Genomic DNA, 22,659 nt, shown 5'->3' with positions numbered 1-22,659 from the left:
TCCTTTAAACCTGGGCGGGGCCAACCTGGCCGTTGCGCAAAGCCTGGATTACAGCGTCCTTGGGACCGTCGGCGACGACTTTGCCGTTGTCCATGACCAGCAGGCGATCCACCAGGGTCAGCATCGACATGCGATGGGTGACCAGCAGCAACGTCTTGCCGGGTAGCAGGTTGTACAAGTGCTGGCGCAGTTGGTCTTCGCTGGCGTTGTCCATGTGGCTGGTAGGTTCGTCCAGCAGCAGAATCGGCGGGTCCAGCAGCAGGGCCCGAGCCAGTAAAACTGCCTGGCGCTGACCTCCGGAAAGCAGTTGGCCACGCTCGCCCACCGGCCGGTCGAAGCCTTGGGGGTGGCGCAGGGCAAGCTCATCGACGCCGGTGATGCGCGCTACTTCGATCATTCGTGAATCACTGGTCTGGCGCGCGCCCATCGTCAGGTTGTCACGCAGACTGCCAGCCAGCAGCGGCAGGTCATGGGCGACGTAACCGATCTGCTGGCGAACCTCGCTGACGTCCAGTTGGCGCAGGTCCAGGTTGTCCAGCAGCACTTGCCCTTCATCCGGCTCATAAAAACCCATCAGCAAGCGCGCCAGAGTGCTTTTACCTGAACCGCTGCGGCCAATGATGCCGATGCGTTCACCAGGGCGAATCCGCACATTGACCTCGGACAGCGCTGCCCCGCCTTTTGCCGTGTAGCGAAAACTGACTTGGTCAAGGGTCAATGCGCCCAGCAACGCCCCGTGCTCCAGCGGCTTTTGCAGCGGTTGACGTTCCTGAGGCAAAGCCATCAGGGCGTCGGTGCTGCTCATGGTCAGCCGCGCTTGCTGGTAGCGAGTGATCAAACCGGCAATTTGCCCAAGCGGCGCCAGCACCCGGCTGCCGAGCATATAAGTGGCGACCAGCGCACCGACGCTGAGGCTACCGGCGATGATGCTGTACACCCCGGCGACGATGGTTGCCATCCCCGAGAACTGCTGGACGAACAGCGTGCCATTGCTCGCCAGCGCCGCCAGATTGCGTGCGTGGCCATCGAGCCGGGTCAGGGCGCCGTGGGTGGTTTCCCACTGATGCTGACGCTGACTCTGTGCGCCGCAGGCTTTAAGGGTTTCCAGGCCACCCAGGGTTTCGATCAGCAGGCCCTGGCGTTGCGCACCGAGGCTGAGGCTTTTTTCCACGGTATCGCGCAACTTTATCTGGATGATCCAGGCAAACAGCATGGTCAGCGGAAAGGCGATTAGCGGGATCAACACCAGCCAGCCGCCCAGCAAGCCGATCACCACCAGCATCAAGACGGCGAAGGGCAGGTCAATCAGGCTGGTCAGGGTGACGGCGGTGAGAAATTCCCGCAGCCCTTGAAAGTCGTGAATGCTCTGGGCAAAGCCGCCGACGGTTGCCGGGCGGGCTTTCATGGTCATGCCGATGATGCGCTCGAACAGGGTCGCGGACAGGATCAGATCGGTCTTGCGCCCGGCCTGATCCAGCAGGTGTGCACGGATCATCCGCAAGCCCAGCTCGAATAGCGTGCCCACGAGCAAACCGATGGCCAGAACCCAGAGCGTCGAGGTGGCCTGGTTGGGCACGACGCGGTCATAGGTTTGCATCACAAACAGCGGCACCATCAGGCCCAGCACGTTGATCAGCAGGCTGGCGAGAATGGCGTCGCTGTACAGCCCGCGCGACAGCTTGAGGGTGTCGCGAAACCAGGCTTTGACCCTCGGCACCAGCGGCGCGCGCAGGTCTTCCAGGGTGTGGCGCGGACGTGCGAACAGCGCCTGGCCACTATAGCGTTTGCTCAATTCTTCGGCCGCTATCCATTGCTCACCGCCGTCTGTTTCGCAAGGCAGGATCAATGCCCGGCCGTCATCGCCCCAACTTCGGAGCACCGCACAGCGCTGGTCGTCGAGCAGCAATAGAACCGGCAGGCTCAGGGTGTCGATTGCCTTGAGTTCGCGGCGCAGCCAGCGTGCCTGCAAACCGGCTCGCGCCGCTGCACGGGGTAACAGATCAATGCTCAGCCGTTGCCCGGTGAGGGGGAGGCCGCCGCTGAGGCTGGTGCGACTGACTGCGCAATCATGCAACTTGCACAGGATCAGCAGGCCGTCGAGCAACGGGTCATCCAGCAACGGCCTATCGAAGCTGGTCCGAGGGTCGAGCGGTAAGGGCAGTTCCATGGTGGTCACAGGCGTACTCCCGAGGCGGTGGGCTATTTCATTTCCGGCAGGCGAACGTCACTTTTCACATCCGACAGGGCAACGGCTTCGGCGGGCAACACCACCCGCTGCTTGCGCAACAACTCGCCTTCGGTGGCCAACACGCGGTACATGGCGAACTCTTCGGTGTAACGCACTTCGGTGTAGCGCCGGTTGGCGTTGTACAGCTCGTTCTCACTGTCGAGCAGATCCAGCAGGGTGCGTTGGCCGAGGCCGAACTGATCCTGATAAGCACTGCGGACCCGGGTGGTGGTCATCGCGTATTCACGGGCAGCGGGGGTCTGCTGGCGGGCATTGGTCATAGCGTTCCAGGCCAGCGAGAGGTTTTCGTTGAGCATGCGCAGGGCGTTGTTGCGGATGTCCATGGCCTGGCCGGTCTTGTAGGAGTCAGCGCGCAGTCGGGCCTTGTCGCGGTTGCCGTTGAACAGGTTGTAGTTCATTACCACTGCGGCTCGCCATTCGTTGTCGTGGCCTTCCTCGCCTTGCAGATTGTTGTTGGCACCGACTGCCAGCTCGCCATCGAAGCGCGGGTAGAACGGCGCTTTGGCAATCTCGTACTGTTTCTCGGCGGCGTTCACATCGGCCTGCGCGGACTTCAGATACGGGTTGTTGAGCAACATGCTTTGTTTCGCCGCATCCAGGCTCAACGGCACTTCGCCCTTGATTGATGGCGGGGCCTCCAGTTCATCCGGCATGCGCCCGACCGCGCTGAAGAAGTTGGCTTCGGCATCCGCCAGGTCCACTTGTGCGGTGTAGAAATTGTTTTCCGCCAACGCTCTGCGTGCCGCTGACTGGTCGCGGTCGGCGGTGCTGCCCAGGCCACGCTCGGTGCGTAAACCAATCTGGTCGTTAATGCGCAAGTGCGCCTGCAGGTTGTTCTTCGCCAAAGTCAGCATTTCACGACGCTTGAGCACTTCCAGATAAACCTCGATGGCACGCAGGGCGAGGGTTTCAGACGTGCCCTGAACGTAGTAAGCCCGGGAGTCGACCACCGCTTTGGTGCGCCCCACTTCATTGGGAGTGTTGAAGCCATCGAACAGCAACTGGCGCAGGCGCAATTCCGATTGGGTGTAGTTCAGGCTGCGCTCGTCATGGCCATAAAGCGCGCGGGTGGTGGGATTGTCGGTGCGCTGTCTGCCGTAGGCAGCCACCAGGTCAACCTTCGGTAGATACCCGCCCTTGGCGACATTCACTTCTTCGTCAGCGGACAGCCGATCGTTTTTGCTGGCGTGAATTTCCGGGTGGTTGTCGATGGTGTTCTGGATGGCTTCGTTCAAGGACATGGCTTGCGCTTGGGCACAGGCCACCGCCAACACAACTGCACTGTAGAGCGGGGTCAAATCGCGCATGAATACTTCTCCCTAAGTAATAATTAACTGGATTGCCAAAAAACTGACGATTCGCTCACCTAAAACCGTATCAGGTTTGTAACATCACAGCTAAGAATAACTTTGCGGGAAAGCAAGACGATTTGTTCATAAACCTTATGCCGAAAAAGACTTAGGGATTTTTCGATATTCGAGTAATTGTGTTTGAAGCAAGCCAAGCAAATACAGTGGTTTATAAGCATTTAATGTATAGCATCGGTAATTCGGCAAAATCATGACGCGTCCATATTCTCATGATTTATAAGGAAATAAGTGGCTGTCTCAGGTGTGACGTAATTTTGTCGTTTTATAAATTGTCGGAGTTGATGACCGATATAGAGCCAGCAGATCAGACTCTGCTGTAACGGGAATGAAGCGGATTGTTGCGAAATCAGGAGGGAATATGGTCGGGGTGATTGGGACAGTGCGACAAGTGGTAGGTGACGTGTTCGCGGTGGCCAGCGATGGCAGCCGTCGACTCGTGATTGAGGGAGACCGATTGTTTGCTGGCGAGCAGTTGCAAACCGGAGCCGGTGGTGCAGTCGCCGTCAATCTGGCCGCAGGCGGTGAACTGACGCTTGGGCGCAGCAGCAGTTTGCAGCTCACCCCCCAATTACTCACCCATCACAGCGCTCACATCGCGACCGCAGATGAACTGACGCCGACGCTTGCGCAGCCTGCGGACCTCGCCCAAGTGCAGCAGGCTGGCAATACCGGCAGTAATGCCCAGACAGCGACGCCCGCCGAGACACCCCCGGTGGCGGATGGAACGTCCCAGGGCGGCGGGCATTCGGCGATGATGCTGACTGAGGTGGGGGGAGAAGTGACACCGGACATCGGCTTTCCTACCGAAGGTCTGGGCGCCGTCCCGATATTTCCCGAAGGGCACATCGAAGGGCAGCGCGGGACGTCGGCGGATTCGCCGCCTATAGCCGTGCTACCTGTGGTTGAACCGCCGGTTGTAGTGACCCCGCCCATTGATCCACCTGTTGAGCCGCCAGTCGTGGTACCGCCTGTCGAACCTCCGGTTGAGCCTCCTGTGGAACCGCCGGTAGAGCCTCCCGTTATAGTCCCGCCGATCGATCCGCCTGTAGATCATGGCGTGGAGCTGTCCGGCGGTGCGTTGACCCTCAATGAAGCCAATCTGTGCGATGGCTCGGCCAGCGATCCGGCCGCACTGACCCAGAGCGGTACCTTTAGTGTGTCTGCGGCAGATGGTCTGCAAAGCCTGGTGGTCGGTGGGTTGATCATCATCGATGGTGGAGTGGTGGCCAGTTTTCCACAGAGCACGCAAACACCGCTCGGCAATACGTTCAGCGTGACCCATTACGATCCGGCCAGCGGTCTGGTCACTTACAGCTACACGCTGGTAGGCGCCGCGACCCACGCCGATGGCGACGGCACGAACCTGTCGGGCGAAACCATTGCTGTGACGGCCCAGGATGCTGATGGCGATTCAAGCAACAGCACTTTGCAAATCGGCATCATTGACGATGTGCCCGTGGCGGCAAATGTTGAGTTGACCGCGAGCACTGAGCTGTCCTGCGACGGCGTCACGCCAGTCGCCACCTGGGGAAGTTTGCTGGACGGCGGGACTTTTGGTGCGGATGGCGGCTTTGTAAGCTCGATCTGCTTCAACGGCGTCACTTATAGCTATGACCCGCAATCCGGGCTGAGTGTCAGCCCCGGTGCACCTGACCCGGTTTTCGACCCGGCGACCCATGTGCTTTTCGTCACCAGCGACGATGGTTCGTCATTGGCGGTCAACATGCTTACCGGGGTGTTCGGCTATACGCCTTCGCTTGATTCCAGTGGCGTCGCGCTGACCGAAACCATCGGTTATGTGATCAGTGACAACGACCACGATCTGGCCAGCGCCGAGCTGGTAATCCACGTGCCTGGCGCTCCTGTCATCGACCCCCAAGGGCCAACCGCAGTGGCTGATCACGTGATCACCAACGTGCTTGCTCCTTCCATTGAAGTGCCCTCGGCCTTGCTGGTTGCCAACGATATCTCGGCAAACGGCGACCCGTTGAACGCTACCCCGACTGTTTTCAGTACCGGCTGGCAAGCTGCCGGGGCAGGGTTCTCCAATGATTGCCTGAAAACCCTGGATTTTTCCGGCCATCAGAACAAGCTGAGCAATCAGCTGAACAACCTGCAACGCAGTGATTTTTTCAACGCTGGCAACCTGACTGCGCTGGTGGTGCTCAACGGTTATCTGGGGGCTGATGACGCCTCTGCGGCCAACGCGCAGGATCTGTACAGCGTGAACCTCAAAGCCGGAGAAACGGTCAGCGTCGCCCTCGGCAATTGCGGGGACAACATTGGTGTGGGTTGGCAAATGGGCGAAGGCGACTTCCAGCTGCTGGATGCCAGTGGCACCTTCACCGCTACCGAGGACGGCGTGTATCGCATCCTGCTGGTCAACCAACCGGACGAGGGGGAAGCGCATCACTCAGTGGAGTACTCGCTTACCCTTACCATCGACTACAGCGCCGTGGATAACACGCCGACCTACGAAAGCCTTTATACCGTCAACGATGCTCACGGCGGCAGCGACTCTGCGGCGCTGACCATCAACTATCAGGAAGGCTGCACGTTGTTGGGTACCACGGGTGACGATGTACTGCTGGGCGGCAACCAGGACGACAGCCTGCACGGCGGCGATGGCAACGACGTGCTCAGTGGCGGAGCGGGCGACAACATTCTGTACGGCGATAACGGCAACGATATCCTGTTCAGCGGCCCCGGCAATGACGTGCTTGATGGCGGCGCGGGCAACAACACCGTCAGTTATGAGCTGGCCTCATCGGACATAACCGTCAGCACGGCGCAAACCGACCCGCAGGACACCGGCGGGGCCGGCGTCGATACCTTGATCGACATCCAGAACCTGATCGGCTCGAATTTCGACGACCATCTCACCGGGGATTACGAAGCCAACCTCATCAACGGCGGGTTGGGTAATGACGTGCTGATCGGCGGGCTTGGCAACGACACCCTCACCGGCGGTGGCGGCAACGACACGTTCAAATGGCTGGCGGGGGATGTGGGGCAGGATCTTGTCACCGATTTCAGCGTCGGCGCCGACACTCTGGACCTGTCGAAGCTGTTGCAAGGCTTGGGGGCGGGAACGGATTCGCTGGATGATTTTCTGCAGTTCAAAGTCAGCGGCAGTGGCGACAGTGTTGTCTCGACCATTGAAATCGGCTCCGCTCAAACCATTGACCTGGCCGGTGTCGACCTGGCCAACCAGTACGGCGTGACGGCCGGAGCGGGCGGTATGGTTGCGGGCGGCGCAGATGCTGCAGCCATCATTACCGGGATGCTGAGTGATCATTCGATGCGCGCGGATGTGGTGTGAGTGGGAAGGTAGGCGCGGGGAGCGACGTGGGACCGGCTTCAGCCGGGAAGGCGGCATCTCAGACGAAAAAAGAGAGTGGATGTACTTGCCTCTTCCCGGCTGAAGCCGGTCCCACGTCGTCAGCCGCAGAAGGTAGAGCAAGGCCGCCCGGCTCAGGGCTTTCGCAACGTCTTCTGCCGCAAAATATAAATCGTCACCAGCACCGCGCTGCTCAGCATGAAAATCCGGGCCCACAGCAGTGGAACCAGATAGCAGGAGAGGGCAATGCTTAGCCACATGGTGACGATGGCGTAGACCTTGCCCTTGAGCGGGATGCCGTTGCCTTCGAGATAGTCGCGGATCCAAGGGCCAAGTCGTTTGTGATTGATCAGCCAGCAATAGAAGCGTGGGGAGCTGCGGGCAAAACAGGCGGCGGCCAGCAACAGAAAAGGCGTGGTAGGCAGGATCGGCAGGAAAATCCCGATCACTCCCAAAGCCACGCTTAACCAGCCAACGCCCTGAAGTGCATAGCGCACGAATCGATTACGACTCGTGCGCGGCGAATCTTGCGCCATAGGCGCAGACTCAGTGGTGACGAGGCTTGAGGATCGCCGGTTTTTCGTCCGGTGCCTGGCACAGCAGATACAAGGCAGTCAGCGCTTCCGGGATCTGGACGATCATGTCGTCCATCAGGTTGGCGTCCTGAGCAATATCGGAGAATTCCGGTTGCTCGTCGAACAGGCCGGAACCGACCATGATCGGCAGCAGCATTTCGCTGACTTCTTCCTCGGCGGTTTCGAACCAGGCGCTTTCGCGCAGGAACACACCTTCCATGAAGCCGATACACCAGCCGCGCAGATCGGAATCATCCGGCTCGTCGCCCAGATCCAGGTCGCATGGCAATTCAAATTCTTCATCCGACGCCAGTTGGCGGGCAATGTGAGCCTGCAACTGGATCAGCGTGCCTTCGATCTCTGCGCGCTGGGCATCATCGGAGTAATGCGGCGGCTCGGAGAACAGGGCGTCGATCCATTCCCGCTCGGGGACGGATTCGGCACAGATGGAAAGGGCGGTCAGGTAGCCATGGGCGGCCACGTAGTCCAGTGCCTCGTCATGCAGCTCATCAGCATCGAGGAAGGCTTGCAGGCGGTTTAGTTGCTCAGCGAAGGACATTGACGGACTACCTTGAAAATAAACGATGCTGAATTCTAGGCCCTGAGCGCCTTGGGCGCCAGCGGCGAGGGCCACGCAATGCGCTCTTGAGTTAATTTTGACCGCTTATATCCATGCTGCCCTTTGCTTCTTATGCCTCGGGTATACTGCCCGGCTTTGCAGTGCAGCAGGACAATCTGGGGTTTTTATGCTCGAACAGGCACAACGCGTACTTAAAGACATCTTCGGTTATGACAGCTTCCGTGGTCGCCAGGGTGCCATTATTGAACGCGTGGCCAGCGGCGGCGATGCGCTGGTATTGATGCCCACCGGCGGCGGCAAGTCCTTGTGCTTCCAGGTGCCTGGGCTGCTGCGTGACGGGCTGGCGGTGGTGGTCTCGCCGCTGATCGCCTTGATGGACGATCAGGTGGCGACCCTCGAAGAGCTTGGGGTTTCAGCCGCGGCCCTGAATTCGACCCTGAGCGCCGATCAGCAGCGGGAACTGGCCAACCGGATTCGTCTGGGCGAAATCAAAATGCTTTACCTTGCCCCAGAGCGTCTGGTTCAGCCACGCATGCTGGCCTTCCTGCAGAATCTGCAAATTGCCCTGTTCGCCATCGATGAAGCCCACTGCGTATCGCAATGGGGTCATGACTTCCGCCCCGAATACCTGCAACTGGGCCAACTGGCCGAGCTGTTCCCCGATGTGCCGCGCATCGCCCTGACGGCCACCGCCGACAAACGCACCCGGGAAGAAATCGTCACGCGCCTGCATCTGCAGAATGCCGAGCGCTTCCTGTCCAGTTTCGACCGACCCAATATTTTCTACCGCATCGTGCCCAAGGAGCAGCCGCGCAAACAGTTGCTGGCGTTCCTGTCCGAACGGCGCAGCGATGCGGGCATCATCTATTGCCTGTCCCGCAAGAAAGTCGACGAAGTCTCGGCCTTTCTCTGTGAAAACGGCTACCCGGCGCTGCCGTACCACGCTGGCCTGCCAAGCGAAACCCGTGCCGCCAACCAGAAGCGCTTCCTCAATGAGGAAGGCTTGATCATGGTTGCCACCATCGCCTTCGGCATGGGCATCGACAAACCCAACGTGCGCTTTGTCGGGCATATGGATCTGCCCAAGTCGCTGGAAGCCTATTATCAGGAAACCGGTCGGGCAGGGCGTGACGGTCTGCCTGCCGATGCCTGGATGGCCTACGGTCTGCAAGATGTGCTGATGCTCAAGCAGATGCTGCAGAACTCCGAAGGCGACGAGCGGCACAAACGTCTGGAACAACACAAGCTCGATGCCATGCTGGCGTTGTGCGAGGAAACCCGCTGCCGACGCCAGACGTTGCTGGCCTATTTCGATGAAGATATGCCGCAGCCGTGCGGGCATTGCGACAACTGCGTCGATGGCGTGCAGACCTGGGACGCCACCGAGCCAGCACGTCAGGCGCTGTCTGCGATCTATCGCACCGGCCAGCGTTATGGCGTCGGCCATCTGGTGGACGTGTTGCTGGGCAAGACCAATGAAAAGGTGCAGAGCTTCGGCCATCAACATCTTTCGGTCTTTGGCGTGGGCAAGGACCGCTCCGAAGGCGAATGGCGCTCGCTATTCCGCCAGCTTGTGGCCCGCGGGCTGGCCGATATCGATCTGGAAGGGTACGGCGGCCTGCGCCTGAGCGACTCGTGCCGCCCGCTGCTGCGGGGCGAGGTGCGCCTGGAACTGCGTCGCGACCTAAAACCGCAAACCACCTCGAAAAGCAGCTCCGGCAGCCCTGCCAGTCAATTGGTACGAGGCGAGGAGCGCGAACAATGGGAAGCATTGCGGGCCTTGCGACGCAAGCTGGCCGAGGAACATGGGGTGCCGCCTTACGTCATCTTCCCGGACTCGACCCTGCTGGAAATGCTGCGCAGCAAGCCCGATACCCTGTCGGACATGGCCCAGGTCAGCGGCGTGGGCGCCCGCAAGCTGGAGCGTTACGGCCAGGCGTTTCTCGAAGTACTGGGCGGGACCGCAGAGGCACCTAAAGTGGTGGCCGATGTTCGCCACGAACTGATCAGCCTTGCTCGTGCAGGCATGACCCCGATCCAGATTGCTGGTCAGTTGCAGTGTTCGGAAAAGAACGTCTACACCATGCTCGCCGAGGCCATTGGCAAGCAACAGTTGTCCCTGGAGCAGGCACTGGATTTGCCCGAGGATTTGCTCAGCGAAATCCAGGATGCGTTCCTTGATGGCGAAGGAGAGCTGCCGCCGGTTGCGGCCATTGTCGAACAATTCACAGGCCGTGTGCCCGAAGGTGTGCTGTATTGCGTGCGGGCCGCGCTGCAGGCTGAGTTTGAGGTTTGAGGAAATGCGGGACATCAGAACCCCGTGGGAGCGAGCTTGCTCGCGAAGGCGGTTCAATGGCAGAAGTTTGACGCGGAATGACTCCATTCGCGAGCAAGATCGCTCCCACAGGAACTCTGTCACAGGAGCACTTGCCTCACTCCCATCGCCATGCTTAGCTGACTAATAATTAGTTTTAACTGTGAGTTTTCTATGTCAATGACTGATGAACACCGCTTCGGGATGCAGGTTGCCAATATGTCCCGTGGATGGCGAGCAGAGCTGGACAGACGTCTGGCTGACCTGGGGCTTTCCCAGGCTCGCTGGCTGGTTTTGCTGCACCTCGCACGTTTCGAAGAACCGCCCACTCAGCGCGAACTGGCGCAAAGTGTTGGCGTCGAAGGCCCGACCCTGGCCCGTTTGCTCGATAGCCTTGAAAGCCAGGGGCTGGTGCAGCGACATGCCGTCGTTGAAGATCGCCGGGCAAAAAAAATCGTCCTGTGCGACAGCGCCCGACCTCTCATACAACAAATCGAAGCCATCGCCACGGCGCTGCGAGTCGAATTGTTCGCTGGCATAGACGAGGAAGAATTGCGGATTTGTATGCGCGTTCATACGAAGATTCTGGCGAACCTCGAAAGATCCTGAAGCGGACGCGGTGCTTCTCGCTCATACTGGCAGCAGGACATTAATGTCCACGCGTTGTATTGAATTTGCAGAGAAACTTGCTTTGGTTTCCATAAGGGTTGGTATGCGCAACAGTTCTCAGGCGGCGACGCCAGCAGGGTTTGCCAGGGCGGCCGTCCGTCGTGGCTTGATGATCGCCGCCATGGCTTCGGTATCCATGCTGCACACGACGCTTGCTCAGGCGTTGGGAATGGGCGATATCACGCTGCATTCGGCGCTCAACCAGCCGCTCAATGCTGAAATCGAACTGGTGGAAACCGCCGGGCTTACCGCCGAAGACATCGTTGCCAAGCTGGCTTCCCCAGAGGCTTTTGCCCGGGCGGGTGTTGATCGGCAGTTCTTTTTCAACGACCTGCGCTTCACCCCGGTCATTAAAGGTAACCGTGGCGTGATTCGCGTGGTGTCCAACAAGCCGGTCACCGAGCCGTATCTGCAGTTTCTGGTCCAGTTGAGCCGCCCCAACGGAGACTTGCAGCACGAATACACTTTGCTGCTGGACCCGGCGACTTCTGCCGCCGGGCGTGCGGCCGTCAGCAGCCGCAATCGCGATTCCACCGCTCAGGCTGCGCCCCAGTCACGCATGGCCGTGTCCCCACCGACGGCCTCTCAAGGCAAACGTTACGTGGTTGCCAGTGGCGATACGCTCAATTCCATTGCCCGCCGTGTGCAGGGGAGTGGCGCTAATGCTTCGGCGAGCAAGCTGGCGGAGGGCATCAAGGCCCTGAATCCGCAGACTTTCAACAGCGGCGATGGCGCAATCTTGAAAATCGGCCAGAGCCTGGCGCTGCCTGATGCGGCGGTCCTGCCCAGCAGCAATGGGACGCCAGACCCGGTTCCTGCCGCAGCCACACAATCCGGCACAGCACCGGCTGCCGCTGCTTCCCGTAATGCCCAGCAATTGACGGCGTCGGTCATTGAAAATCAGGCGCTGAGCAAGACGGTGGACGATCTGCGCCTGCAGTTACAGAGCCTGCAAGAGCAGATGGAAGGTCGCGACAAACAGATTTCGGGCTTGCAGATGGCATTGGCTGAGCGTGAGTCGGCCGCCCCTCAAGCGGCGGCCGTGCCGGTAGCGCCTGCTCCTGTCGCCTCGGCGCCTGTCACCAGCAAACCGGCTGCCCCGGCGCCACAGGCTCCGACCCAGCCCGAGGGCGACTCCATTCTGGCCTCTCCGCTGTTGCTCGGTGCGGTTGCCATTTTGCTGTTGCTGCTGGGACTGGCGTATTCGGTACGGCGCAACCGTCAGAAAGAGCACTCGGCTGGACCGGTCTCGGCCGAACATAACCTGATAAAGCCGGCCCAGACGCCTGCCGTCCCGGTTTACGAAGTGCCAGCTCCGGTAGCGCCAGTCAGCGCTCCGGTCGTATCACGTCCTGCTGCTTCCCGTCCGGCTGCGGCCCCTCCTGATGCACTGGATGGGGTCAGCATCTACATTGCCTATGGGCGTTATGCTGAAGCCATGGGTATTTTGCGTGATGCGTTGATCAAGCAGCCTGAGCGAACTGACATTCGTATCAAGATGCTGGAACTGCTGGGAGAACAGAACGACTCGGCAGGCTTTGCCGCAGAAGAGCGCATAGCGCTTGAAAACGGCGTTCCGCCACAGCAGGTCGAGGATGTTCGCTCCCGCTATCCGAAGCTCAAGGCGGCTGATCAGCTACCGGTGGATGCGCCTCCAGCAGCGACGGCACTGATACCACCAGTCACGGTGGGCCTGGCTTCCAGCCATGTTGCGGCAGAACCGGCTGAGCTTGATGAGAGCGCAGCGGCCGCTTTGAATCCGGAACCTGAGGATGATTTCCAGCTGAACCTGGACAGTTTGTCTCTGGATGCCGATTGGGACCTGGTGGATCCGTTTGAAACCCCAGCGACGATCCGCAACAAACCTGCCGTGGAGGCGGAACCTGAAGTAGACCCGGATTTCGCCTCCAACCTCACCGAGTATCCTGAAGTGCATGAGATATCGGATGACCGGTTTTTAAGTGATTTCGCCGATGAAGTGCCTATCGTCGAGTCCAACAGCGACGCGTTGGACGATGCATTTCTCGATGGCTTCATGGATGACAATTCGGAGTTCGACCTGCTCGACCTGGACGATGCGCCGTTGAGTAAGGTGAATCAGGCTCAGGTGATGATTGACGAGGGCGACATCGAGGGCGCTCGGGCGTTATTGCTTGAAGTGATCGAAGAGTCCGACGAAGAGCATCAGCAAACCGCACGGGATCTGTTGGCGGGGTTGTAAAGCCGTAAGGCCCTGACGTTCTATCGACTGGCGCAATTCCCATTGTGGGAGCGAATTCATTCGCGAATGAATTCGCTCCCACATAGCCTGCACAGGGCTTAGTTTGTTGGAGATTCCCATGACCACCAAACCCGAAATCACCATCACCTACTGCACCCAATGCCAGTGGCTGTTGCGCGCTGCGTGGCTGGCTCAGGAACTGCTAAGCACATTTGCCGATGACCTGGGCAAAGTCTCATTGCAGCCGGGTACCGGTGGGGTGTTCTTTATCAGCTGTGATGGTGTGCAGATCTGGGAGCGCAAAGCGGACGGCGGGTTTCCGGACGCCAAGGCGCTCAAGCAGCGGGTCCGGGACCAGATAGATCCCCTGCGCGACTTGGGACACAACGATAAAAGCAGCGATAAAACATCTTAGTGGCTTGCCTCAACGACTGATTTCGAGGCCTTCACGCTACTCATCAGCGCGGAAACAGCAATCGCCAGGATGATCAAAGCACCCCCTAGCAGTATGCGCAGGGTGGGCGTTTCGGCAAAAATCAGCCAGGCGAAGGTAATGCCGTAGACCGGTTCCATGGCGAACACCACAGCGGCGGTGCGGGCCTTTATCACCGCGAGGCTGGCGACGAACAGGCTGTGAGCCAGCCCGGTACAGAAAATCCCCAACAGGCTGATCCACAGCCAGTCCATGGCCGAGACGCTGTCGAGTTCCGGGGCTGCCATCGGCAGCAAACAGGCAGCCACTACCAGATTCTGACAAAGCGCGGCTTGCACGGCCGGGATGCGGCTCGAGCTGACGCGATTAATCAGGGACAGCAGCGAGAAGGTCAACCCGGAAAACACTGCCCAGAGCAAGCCGCTGGTGGCTTCGCTGGCCAGATCGAACTCGGGTGTGACCAGCACCAGCCCGATGCTGACCAGAACAACCAGCACGATTTCATTACTGCGGATTCGCTCACGGAACAGCAACCCCTCGAGAATCACCGTGAACGCCGGGAAGCTGGCGAAGCCCAGGGTTGCCACTGCGACGCCGGAAATCTTCACCGCGATGAAAAACGCCACCCAGTGTGCCGCCAGCAACATGCCCGCGGCTAGCAGCCGTAACCAGTCTGCGCGGCGCAGGGTTTTCCACGCTGTGGCGCTGGCGAAACGGGCGAAAAAGGCCAGGGCAAGCACGGCGAAAATCCCGCGACCAAACACGATGACCGAGGGCGAGGCGCTGGCCAGTTTGCCGAACACACCGGTTAGACCGAACATCAGTGCGCCGAGATGCAAAGCGCCAAGGGCGGAGCGAGGGGTCATGGTTGTCTCAGGTTAATTGGCTGGATGTTTTCTGTAGGAGCGCGCTTGCCCGCGATAGTGGTGGGTCAAACGATACTTCTTTGACTGAACCACCGCTATCGCGGGCAAGCGCGCTCCTACAGAGGCCCGTTGGCTGAAAGAGAGCGCTGTGGCAGATCGCGATGGACTCTATCAGCCTGCATTGTCACGTCACTGCCACAACCCCGTCACAATCGATTAACCGGCATGGGCCACTCTGGTTCAAACCCTGCCGGAGGTTGCCCATGAGCAGTGCTCAGCTTGCCAAACCCAGCCGTAAGCAACATGTGCGCACGTTGTGGATTTCCGATGTGCATCTGGGGACTCGCGACTGTCAGGCTGAACACCTGTCGCGTTTTCTCAAGGGCTACCAGGCCGACAAGATCTATCTGGTGGGCGATATCATTGACGGTTGGAAGCTGCGCAGCGGCATGTATTGGCCTCAGGCTCACACCAACGTGATTCGCCGCCTGCTGACCATGAGCAAGCGCGGCACCGAGGTCATCTATGTCACCGGCAATCATGACGAGTTTCTGCGTCGCTATTCGAAACTGATTCTGGGCAACATCCAGCTTGTGGATGAAGCGGAACATGTCACCGCCGACGGACGCCGCTTGCTGGTGATTCATGGCGACCAGTTCGACGTGATTACCCGCTATCACCGCTGGCTCGCTTTCCTTGGTGACTCAGCCTACGAATTCACCCTGACTCTCAATCGCTGGCTCAACCATTGGCGGGCCCGCTACGGCTACGGGTACTGGTCGCTCTCTGCCTATCTCAAGCACAAGGTCAAAACCGCTGTCAGCTTCATCAGTGACTTTGAAGAAGCTATCGCACACGAGTGCGTCAAACGCGGTCTGGACGGTGTGGTGTGCGGGCATATCCACCATGCGGAAATTCGCGAGGTAGGTGGGGTGGAATACCTCAATTGCGGAGATTGGGTCGAGTCTTGTACCGCGCTGATCGAGCATCTGGATGGCACGATCGAGCTGTTCCGGCTTGCCGATGCCCATCAGCGAGAGAAAGCATTGCTGGCCGAAGAGGAAATTCGGGCCAGCGAGCCGGTGCTTTGATCGGTGTTGCTCAGGCATGCGCTTTTTAGAAAGGCACCTTGCCGATAATCATGTCCCGATACATGACAAAGTCGCCCAGCAGGCTATAGAACGGATGCTGAAAGGTCGCGGGGCGATTCTTTTCAAAGAAGAAATGGCCGACCCAGGCGAAGGCATAGCCGGCAACCGGCACCAGCCAGATCAGGCCCCAATTGCCACTGCCCAGCACGAATGCCAGCAAAAATATCACCAGACTGGTGCCGACAAAGTGCAGGCGTCGACAGGTGCTGTCTTGATGCTCCTGCAAGTAGTAAGGGTAAAAATCGGCGAAGCGGGTAAACGATTTGGCGGTTTCCATGGCTGGAGTTCCTGATCGTGGTCGCTATTGAGTCTAGGCTCTGCTGAGAATCGTGTCATCTGGGCGTCGCGTCAGCTGACTCTAAACCTTTGCGATCACTGGCGCCAGAATGCCGGAATGCACAGCACCAGCACGGTAATAATTTCCAGACGACCCAGCAGCATGCCCAACGACAGAATCCATTTCGCCGTATCCGGCAGAGTGGCGAAGTTGCCCGCCGGACCGATGGTTTCACCCAGCCCCGGACCGACGCCGGACACAGTGCTCGCGGCGCCGGTCAATGCAGTCATCCAGTCCAGGCCCAGCAGCGAGAGCAGCAGGGCGATGACACAGATGGTGATGGTGAAGAAAAACGAGAAGGTCAGGATCGAACGGACGATTTCATCATCCAGGCGATGGCCGTTGTACGTCTGCTTGAGCACTGCGCGAGGGTGGACCAGCTGATTAAGGTTGGCCTTGAGCAGGATGTAGGCGACTTGAAAGCGGAAGATCTTCACGCCACCAGCCGTAGAGCCGGAACAGCCGCCAATGAACCCTAGATAGAAAAAGAACATCAGGGCGAAATTGCCCCACAGGCTGTAGTCGCCCAAAGCAAAGCCGGTAGTGGTGACCACTGAGGTGACGTTCAACGCGACATGACGCAATGCGTCGTACCAGTGAAGATCGGTTGTCCACCAGTACCAGAGGGTCATCACCAGCCAGGTTGCCAGCAGCAGGCCAAGCAGGCCACGCACCTGCTCGTCCCGAAACAGCGCGCCACGATGGCCACGCAATGTCGCGACATACAAGGTGAATGGCAGGCTGCCGAGAATCATCACCACAATGGCGACCCAATGCACAGCGGGTTGCGGCCACTTGGCCAGCGATTGGTCAGAGGTGGAAAAACCGCCGGTGGAAATGGCCGACATCGCGTGATTGATCGCATCGAACATGCTCATGCCCGCCGCCCAGAATGCAACGCTGCCCACGGCGGTAATGCTGACATAGGCCAGTACGATGAACTTGGCCACCATGTGGGAGCGCGGCATGACCTTTTCCGAGCGGTCGGAGGATTCGGTCTGGAACAGGCGCATGCCACCGATACGCAGCAACGGCAGGATCGCTACCGCCATGCCGATGAAGCCGATGCCGCCCAGCCAGTGCAGCATAGAGCGCCAGATGAGAATGCCCGGCGACATGCTGTCCAGACCACTGAGAACTGTAGAACCGGTGGCGGTGATGCCAGACATGCTTTCGAAGAATGAGTCGGTGTAGCTGATGTGTTGCGTCAGCAGGAATGGGAGCGCGGCGAACACGCACACTACGATCCAGCTGGATACGGTCAGCATGTACATGTCGCGCGGACGCAGGTGCACATGCTCTGGCCGACCAGGGGTGATCAGCGCCAGACCGGCAATAAAGGTAATCAGGCTGGCCCACAGAAAGGAGCGCAGATCCTCGAAACGGTCGTATATCACCAGCGTGACCATGGGCACGATCATGGCGATGGCCAGCGTGATCAGGAAGATGCCGATAATGAAACCGATGATGCGAAGGGTCGGCAACGCCATGTAGTCACTCTGACTGGTTCGAGGAAAGGCGACATTCTACCTGCGGGCCACTGCATGTAAACCGCAGCGGGTTCGACACAGTTTGTAAGTAATTGTCCTGCGGGTTCGTTATCCGTGTGCACAGGCTCTAGAATGACCCATCACTTATTCAGGAGGTAGCCCATGGAGGCGCTCGACGTATTGCTCAATCGGGTTTCGGTTCCACGGTTGATCGACCCGGCCCCGGATGCCGCTCAGCGTGAAGTGCTGTTCAACGCGGCAATGCGTGCTCCCGACCATGGTCAGTTGCGGCCCTTTCGTTTCATCACTGTAGAAGGTTCGGCCCGCGAGCGCATGGGCGACCTGTTGGCTCAGGCGCTGCAAGCCAGTGGCGCAGAAGTTACAACCCAGGCCCTGGAAAAGGCTCGCCAGGGCCCGCTGCGTGCGCCGCTGGTCGTGGTGGTGGTTGCGCGGTTGCAGGATCACTACAAAGTGCCCAAGGCCGAGCAGTTGATCACCGCCGGTTGCGCCGCGCACAGCGTGTTGCTGGCGGCCTATGCATTGGGTGTTGGCGCGGTCTGGCGCACGGGTGAGTTGTCTTACTCGCCTTTGGTCGCCAAAGGTTTGGGCCTGACAGCCGATGAAGAAGTCATCGCTTTTCTATACCTTGGCACACCGCTGAACCCACCGCGCATTGCCGCGAAAGTGGATGTGGTGGATTTTGTGAGTGAGTGGCAGGGTTAGGGCCAGATGGGTATGTACACATCTTTTTTTGCGTACATATCCGGTGTTGCGGCAACGGCTGCTTATGGTTGCGCTTTTACAGCGCCTCACTTTTGATGGAGCCGGAATGCCGGCCCAGTCAAAAGTAAGCAAAACGCTCTTGCCCCACCACTCGGTCCCTCGCTGGTGCTCGGCATGCCCGTAATCCGACATTGATTCGTGGGGCCGCCGCCAACGGCCATCCATGGCCTGGGGCGGCTAAACCGGCATCCCTGCCGGTTTGCCCCACACCTCAACATCGGATTCCGGCCAGCGTGGTTTAACGGGGCGCCAAGATCAAAATCAAAAGCAGATCAAGATCAAGATCAAGATCAAGATCAAGATCAACTGCGGCGATGGATGGCGCTACGTGAGTTAAGGTATGAGCTGCCAAAGGCTGCGAAGGCGGCTACCGATTCGCAGCCTTCGGCAGCTCCTACAGAGAATTGCGCACGCCGTGGATTACGTGGGAGCGAATTCATTCGCGAAGAGACCATTACATTCGATGCATCTTCATCGGTTGTAACATTGCTTTCGCGAATGAATTCGCTCCCACAGGTCCGAGGCCTCCATGGCGGAGGATGATTTTATGGTGGAGTCGATCCCAACGGCTCCGCCGGCAAATCAACCGTCGCAACAAAACCGCCCTCCGGATGATTGTTCAGGATCAGATCCCCACCGTGACGTTGTGCGGCGCGGCGCGCGATGGCCAGTCCCAGGCCATGTCCGGATGCGGTCTGGCCGGGAGCGCGATAGAACGGCTCGCCCAATTGGGCGAGATATTCAGTGGCAACGCCTGGCCCATGATCCCGCACGCTCAGTTGCAAACGGTCGCCGACCCGCGCGGCTTGCACGTCAATCGGCTGGCCGTCGGGATTGAAGCGCAAGGCGTTACGCAGCAGGTTGTCCATGGCACGCTCGATCATGTCTGGCCAGCCATGCAAATGCAGGTTGTCCTGGACGTTAACGCGAATCTGCTGATCGCCACCGTCCAGTTTGGCGTCGTTCTTAAGGCGCAATAGGAGCGTTTTGAGATCAACCGGCTCGGCGCTGCTCAGCTCCGCATCAAGTCGTGCAAGCGCCAGAATCTCGCTGATCAGCGCTTCCAGGCGGTCACACTCTCGGCTCAAGCGCGGCCAGAGTTTTTCCCGCTCCGCAGGTTCGGCCCGTTCAGCCAGCGCCAGGGCAATACGCAGGCGTGCGAGGGGAGATCGCAATTCGTGGGACACGTCACGCAGCAGTTGCCGCTGACTGCCGATCAGGCTTTGCAGACGTGCGCCCATGCGGTTGAAGTCATTGGCCAGCACGCCGAATTCGTCGCGGCGGTTGGCCAGTTGCGCCAGGCTGTTCTGCTGGTAGGTGGTCTGCCCCAGATCGTGCACCGCCCCGCGCAAGCGACTCAGCGGACGGGTAATGGACAAGGTCACCAGCAGGCTGAACAAGGTCAGCACCACCAGCGCAATACCCAACGCACTTAATGGCCACATCAGGCTGTCGCGGTGCCAGGCGTCCAGCTCGGGGTGAGGGATGCGATAGATAAACAGGTAGGTTTCGCCGCTTTTGTCGCTGGTGTACTCACTGGTCAGGCGACGCCACGGCAGTTGCCTGGGGTCATCCCCCTGACGGGCTTCAAGAGCCGCTGCCCGTGGCGAAAATGTACCGCGAACCACCGGGTCGCCGGTGTCATTGAGGACCTGGACGTCCATGTGATTCTTGCGCTTTAGACGCTGCAAGTACTCTTGGGCTGCATCCGCGCCCTGATCTTCATAGAGCTCGGTCCAGCTCTGCGGCAGTTTGCTTAGCACCGGATGCCGACTGAGAATCCAGGCGTCCTGATTGAGCATGTGGCCGAGCAGAATCGACAGGCCTGCAACCAAGGCAATGGCTAGCCAGAAGCTGGCCAGAATTCGCCAGAACAATGAGCGCACAGGAAATCCTCAAATGAGAAAACCCGGCACGCTTGGGGAGTGCCGGGTTCAGGTAGGGCAGTAGCTTACTGGGCTTTTTGTGCCTTTTGCGCTTTCCATGCTTCGAATTCAGCACGTTCAGCCATTTTGGCGGCGCGTTCTTTCTTCATTTCATCAAACTCCTTCTGCTGTTCAGGTTTGAGCAGGGCGCGGATGTCGCTGTCAGTCTTGGCACGCTTGGCGTCCAGTTCGTCTTTCATGGCCTTCTGGTCCGCTGGAGACAGTTTGGCCAGGTACTTCTCGGTGACTTCCTTGCGGCTGTGCATTTGTTCGCCCATCAACTTGCCGACCTGTTGACGCTGTTCGCGGGTCAGGTCCAGCTTGGCGAGAGGGCCGCGATCATGATGCATGCCAGCACGTGGGCCATCAGGGCCGCCGAAACCAGGACCGTCTGCAGGTGGCATCGCCATGGCGACGGTAGGCAGAGCAGCAGCGAACATCAAAGCGATCAGAGTCTTGCGCATGGTGTATCTCCTTGTCTCGAATCCGGCTCGTTACCGGTTGAGGCCAGTTTAGGGAGATCAAGGTCAAGAGCGGTCAGGGGTCTGTAAAGCTTCGGTAAAGAGGGCCTGTAAGTGGCCTGACACAACATTCTCCAGGGCTGGCGCAGATCTAATGTGGGAGCGGTGCTTGCCCGCGATTAGGCTGGATGCAATCCACAGTGAACCGAGTCCAGCCTTATCGCGGGCAAGCACCGCTCCCACAATAGATCCGATTCCAGTCCTACTCGCTGTAGAAATACCCCCGGCTGCGCAATGCCACGATTCTTGGTCGGCCATCAGGATGGGGACCGATCTTTTTGCGCAGATTGCTGACGTGCATGTCCAGGCTTCGATCGTAAAGCGTCAGCTTACGGCCCAACGCCAACTGAGCCAGCTCTTGCTTGTCCAGCGGCTCGCCAGGTTGGCGCAGCAACGCCTCAAGCAGACGGCTTTCGGACACAGTAAGGGTCAGTTCCTGCTCTGCGATGATGACCACGCCGCGCACCGGGCTGAAGCTCAGGTCGCCCAGTTCCAGCTGGGTAGAGACAGCCGTCGGGTGGCTGCGGCGCAATACCGCCCGCAGACGCGCTGTCAGTTCCCGAGGATCGCAAGGTTTGGCCAGATAATCATCGGCACCCAATTCCAGACCCAGAATCCGGTCCAGCGGTTCGCCACGGGCTGAAAGCATCAGCACGGGCAGATCAGGGTGGTCGCTGCGCAATTGCTTGAGCAGTTCCAGGCCACTGCCATCGGGCAGCATGACATCCAGCACTACGGCGGCAGGTTCAGATTCGGCCAGCGCCTGGCGCGCGCTGCTGCCGTCGTGGCAGGCGCGTACCAGAAAACCTTCCTGGCTCAGCCAACTGCTTAGAAGCTCACAGAGCTCCTGGTCATCATCAATAAGTAACAGCTCGCTCATTTCTCACTCAATTTAGCCACTGTCGACGCTGCTTACGTCCACCGCGAGCAAAGATACCGCACAGAAGGGCTATCAGCGCAACACCACCACCGGTCACGAACCATTGCTGCTGTTCGGTGAGGAGGCGCTGCGGTTCAACGGATTGTGCTTCTTTGAGTTGCAACTTGAGCCTTTGGTTCTCCTGGCGAAGACGACTCAGTAGTGCGCCGTCACGGTCAGCATCGACATTCTGCACTTGCTTGAGCAGCTCCAGGCGTTGGCGCTCGCTTTCCGCCAGCCTTTGTTGCAGGTCGCTGACGTTATTCGCCACAGATGGCGAAGGCACCATCTGAGATGCTGAACCGTTCGTTTCTTCGGCCAGGGCAGGGGTACCCGTTGCCAAGATCATAACCAGCAGACACACCGAACCTGAACGCATCTGAACTCCTGTTGTTTTTAAAAATGGCAGCGTTCTCGACAGTGAGTCGAGCATTCAACAGGTTGTCGGCAGGGCGTTGGGAATGATTAGTGAGCGAAGTAGTAATCGTGTGGGACCGGCTAGTGGGACCGGCTTTAGCCGGGAAGGCTGTATTCCTGACACAGTAAATGTGCTGGTTTTACTGCCTCTTCCCGGCTAAAGCCGGTCCCACGCGCCGGTCCCACCGTATGACGAGGGACTAAGGCAGGACTTGCTTGAAAGGCTTGACTACAACATTGCCGTACACCCCGGCTTTGACAAACGGGTCGGCTTCGGCCCAGCTTTTCGCGGCGCTCAGGGATTCGAACTCGGCAACGATCAGACTGCCGGAGAAACCCGCAGCGCCAGGATCATTGCTGTCCACCGCCGGGTGCGGCCCGGCCAGAACCAGGCGTCCTTCAGCCTTGAGGGCGTTGAGGCGCTCAAGGTGAGCGGGGCGCACGCTCAAGCGTTTTTCCAGGGAGTTTTCGACGTCTGTAGCAATGATTGCGTAGAGCAT

The 22,659-nt window shown here is 59.2% G+C and carries 19 protein-coding genes; 7 read left to right on the top strand and 12 right to left on the bottom strand.

Annotated features, from left to right (window positions below):
- Positions 1-4: 4 nt before the first annotated feature.
- Positions 5-2,167 (bottom strand): type I secretion system permease/ATPase, encoded by a 2,163-nt coding sequence (locus IV01_RS13920; RefSeq protein WP_418903529.1) that lies wholly within the window; start codon positions 2,165-2,167, stop codon positions 5-7.
- A gap of 32 nt (positions 2,168-2,199) precedes the next feature.
- Positions 2,200-3,555, bottom strand: a complete 1,356-nt coding sequence (locus IV01_RS13925) for a TolC family outer membrane protein (protein WP_032628310.1) — start codon at positions 3,553-3,555, stop codon at positions 2,200-2,202.
- A gap of 421 nt (positions 3,556-3,976) precedes the next feature.
- Between IV01_RS13925 and IV01_RS13930 the strand changes: the two genes are divergently transcribed.
- A complete protein-coding gene (locus IV01_RS13930) occupies positions 3,977-6,940 on the top strand; it encodes a retention module-containing protein (protein ID WP_032628309.1) in 2,964 nt (987 codons plus the stop codon).
- Positions 6,941-7,092: 152 nt separating this feature from the next.
- Here the strand turns inward: IV01_RS13930 and IV01_RS13935 are convergent, their stop codons facing one another.
- Together IV01_RS13935 and IV01_RS13940 are read right to left on the bottom strand one after the other, a co-directional pair.
- Positions 7,093-7,494: a YbaN family protein gene (locus IV01_RS13935; RefSeq protein WP_032628308.1), complete on the bottom strand. Its 402-nt coding sequence runs from the start codon at positions 7,492-7,494 to the stop codon at positions 7,093-7,095.
- 10 nt (positions 7,495-7,504) lie between these two features.
- The gene (locus IV01_RS13940; RefSeq protein ID WP_032628326.1) at positions 7,505-8,092 is read right to left on the bottom strand and encodes a YecA family protein; all 588 of its coding nucleotides are present in this window, start codon (positions 8,090-8,092) and stop codon (positions 7,505-7,507) included.
- Positions 8,093-8,279: 187 nt separating this feature from the next.
- On the opposite strand from IV01_RS13940, the gene recQ reads away from it, so the two are divergent.
- The 4 genes from recQ to IV01_RS13960 all read left to right on the top strand — a co-directional run bounded on the left by recQ (position 8,280) and on the right by IV01_RS13960 (position 13,732).
- Complete coding sequence (recQ, locus tag IV01_RS13945) at positions 8,280-10,409, top strand: DNA helicase RecQ (RefSeq protein WP_032628307.1); 2,130 nt, start codon at positions 8,280-8,282, stop codon at positions 10,407-10,409.
- A 192-nt stretch (positions 10,410-10,601) separates the two neighbouring features.
- The gene (locus IV01_RS13950; RefSeq protein ID WP_032628306.1) at positions 10,602-11,036 is read left to right on the top strand and encodes a MarR family transcriptional regulator; all 435 of its coding nucleotides are present in this window, start codon (positions 10,602-10,604) and stop codon (positions 11,034-11,036) included.
- Positions 11,037-11,139: 103 nt separating this feature from the next.
- Positions 11,140-13,317 (top strand): FimV/HubP family polar landmark protein, encoded by a 2,178-nt coding sequence (locus IV01_RS13955; protein WP_032628304.1) that lies wholly within the window; start codon positions 11,140-11,142, stop codon positions 13,315-13,317.
- A gap of 118 nt (positions 13,318-13,435) precedes the next feature.
- Positions 13,436-13,732, top strand: a complete 297-nt coding sequence (locus IV01_RS13960) for a SelT/SelW/SelH family protein (RefSeq protein WP_032628303.1) — start codon at positions 13,436-13,438, stop codon at positions 13,730-13,732.
- Here the strand turns inward: IV01_RS13960 and IV01_RS13965 are convergent.
- On the bottom strand, positions 13,729-14,616 hold the full coding sequence (locus IV01_RS13965; protein ID WP_032628302.1) for a DMT family transporter: 888 nt from the start codon (positions 14,614-14,616) through the stop codon (positions 13,729-13,731). The two genes, IV01_RS13960 and IV01_RS13965, sit on opposite strands and share 4 nt — an antisense overlap.
- Positions 14,617-14,879: 263 nt before the next feature.
- Here IV01_RS13965 and IV01_RS13970 point away from each other — a divergent pair, with 263 nt between their 5' ends.
- Positions 14,880-15,707, top strand: coding sequence for a UDP-2,3-diacylglucosamine diphosphatase (locus IV01_RS13970; RefSeq protein WP_032628300.1), 828 nt, complete (start codon positions 14,880-14,882; stop codon positions 15,705-15,707).
- A gap of 25 nt (positions 15,708-15,732) precedes the next feature.
- Here the strand turns inward: IV01_RS13970 and IV01_RS13975 are convergent, their stop codons facing one another.
- Together IV01_RS13975 and IV01_RS13980 are read right to left on the bottom strand one after the other, a co-directional pair.
- The gene (locus tag IV01_RS13975) at positions 15,733-16,044 is read right to left on the bottom strand and encodes a DUF962 domain-containing protein (RefSeq protein ID WP_032628299.1); all 312 of its coding nucleotides are present in this window, start codon (positions 16,042-16,044) and stop codon (positions 15,733-15,735) included.
- A gap of 95 nt (positions 16,045-16,139) precedes the next feature.
- The gene (locus tag IV01_RS13980) at positions 16,140-17,594 is read right to left on the bottom strand and encodes a TrkH family potassium uptake protein (RefSeq protein WP_032628296.1); all 1,455 of its coding nucleotides are present in this window, start codon (positions 17,592-17,594) and stop codon (positions 16,140-16,142) included.
- Between the two features lie 162 nt (positions 17,595-17,756).
- Between IV01_RS13980 and IV01_RS13985 the strand changes: the two genes are divergently transcribed.
- Entirely contained in the window at positions 17,757-18,317 is a 561-nt protein-coding gene (locus IV01_RS13985) for a nitroreductase family protein (RefSeq protein WP_032628295.1), read from the top strand.
- Between the two features lie 605 nt (positions 18,318-18,922).
- Here IV01_RS13985 and IV01_RS13990 read toward each other — a convergent pair.
- The 5 genes from IV01_RS13990 to IV01_RS14010 form a co-directional block, all read right to left on the bottom strand.
- Positions 18,923-20,263: a HAMP domain-containing sensor histidine kinase gene (locus tag IV01_RS13990; RefSeq protein WP_032628293.1), complete on the bottom strand. Its 1,341-nt coding sequence runs from the start codon at positions 20,261-20,263 to the stop codon at positions 18,923-18,925.
- Positions 20,264-20,328: 65 nt separating this feature from the next.
- Positions 20,329-20,766: an LTXXQ domain protein gene (locus tag IV01_RS13995; RefSeq protein WP_032628292.1), complete on the bottom strand. Its 438-nt coding sequence runs from the start codon at positions 20,764-20,766 to the stop codon at positions 20,329-20,331.
- Between the two features lie 259 nt (positions 20,767-21,025).
- Positions 21,026-21,703: a response regulator transcription factor gene (locus IV01_RS14000; protein ID WP_032628291.1), complete on the bottom strand. Its 678-nt coding sequence runs from the start codon at positions 21,701-21,703 to the stop codon at positions 21,026-21,028.
- A gap of 7 nt (positions 21,704-21,710) precedes the next feature.
- The gene (locus tag IV01_RS14005; protein ID WP_032628290.1) at positions 21,711-22,121 is read right to left on the bottom strand and encodes a translation initiation factor 2; all 411 of its coding nucleotides are present in this window, start codon (positions 22,119-22,121) and stop codon (positions 21,711-21,713) included.
- Between the two features lie 238 nt (positions 22,122-22,359).
- On the bottom strand, positions 22,360-22,659 hold the full coding sequence (locus IV01_RS14010; RefSeq protein ID WP_032628288.1) for a YciI family protein: 300 nt from the start codon (positions 22,657-22,659) through the stop codon (positions 22,360-22,362).

This window comes from Pseudomonas syringae (assembly GCF_000737245.1).
GTDB lineage: Bacteria > Pseudomonadota > Gammaproteobacteria > Pseudomonadales > Pseudomonadaceae > Aquipseudomonas > Aquipseudomonas syringae_J.
This window is presented reverse-complemented; position numbering and strand designations above follow the sequence as displayed.

Coding starts and splice junctions, on each gene's coding strand:
- IV01_RS13960 (WP_032628303.1), top strand. CDS start 13,436: ATGACCACCAAACCCGAAATCACCATCACCTACTGCACCCAATGCCAG.
- IV01_RS13930 (WP_032628309.1), top strand. CDS start 3,977: ATGGTCGGGGTGATTGGGACAGTGCGACAAGTGGTAGGTGACGTGTTC.
- recQ (WP_032628307.1), top strand. CDS start 8,280: ATGCTCGAACAGGCACAACGCGTACTTAAAGACATCTTCGGTTATGAC.
- IV01_RS13950 (WP_032628306.1), top strand. CDS start 10,602: ATGTCAATGACTGATGAACACCGCTTCGGGATGCAGGTTGCCAATATG.
- IV01_RS13970 (WP_032628300.1), top strand. CDS start 14,880: ATGAGCAGTGCTCAGCTTGCCAAACCCAGCCGTAAGCAACATGTGCGC.
- IV01_RS13995 (WP_032628292.1), bottom strand. CDS start 20,766: ATGCGCAAGACTCTGATCGCTTTGATGTTCGCTGCTGCTCTGCCTACC.
- IV01_RS14010 (WP_032628288.1), bottom strand. CDS start 22,659: ATGCTCTACGCAATCATTGCTACAGACGTCGAAAACTCCCTGGAAAAA.
- IV01_RS13955 (WP_032628304.1), top strand. CDS start 11,140: ATGCGCAACAGTTCTCAGGCGGCGACGCCAGCAGGGTTTGCCAGGGCG.
- IV01_RS13920 (WP_418903529.1), bottom strand. CDS start 2,167: ATGGAACTGCCCTTACCGCTCGACCCTCGGACCAGCTTCGATAGGCCG.
- IV01_RS13985 (WP_032628295.1), top strand. CDS start 17,757: ATGGAGGCGCTCGACGTATTGCTCAATCGGGTTTCGGTTCCACGGTTG.
- IV01_RS13980 (WP_032628296.1), bottom strand. CDS start 17,594: ATGGCGTTGCCGACCCTTCGCATCATCGGTTTCATTATCGGCATCTTC.
- IV01_RS13925 (WP_032628310.1), bottom strand. CDS start 3,555: ATGCGCGATTTGACCCCGCTCTACAGTGCAGTTGTGTTGGCGGTGGCC.
- IV01_RS13935 (WP_032628308.1), bottom strand. CDS start 7,494: ATGGCGCAAGATTCGCCGCGCACGAGTCGTAATCGATTCGTGCGCTAT.
- IV01_RS13940 (WP_032628326.1), bottom strand. CDS start 8,092: ATGTCCTTCGCTGAGCAACTAAACCGCCTGCAAGCCTTCCTCGATGCT.
- IV01_RS13965 (WP_032628302.1), bottom strand. CDS start 14,616: ATGACCCCTCGCTCCGCCCTTGGCGCTTTGCATCTCGGCGCACTGATG.
- IV01_RS14005 (WP_032628290.1), bottom strand. CDS start 22,121: ATGCGTTCAGGTTCGGTGTGTCTGCTGGTTATGATCTTGGCAACGGGT.
- IV01_RS14000 (WP_032628291.1), bottom strand. CDS start 21,703: ATGAGCGAGCTGTTACTTATTGATGATGACCAGGAGCTCTGTGAGCTT.
- IV01_RS13975 (WP_032628299.1), bottom strand. CDS start 16,044: ATGGAAACCGCCAAATCGTTTACCCGCTTCGCCGATTTTTACCCTTAC.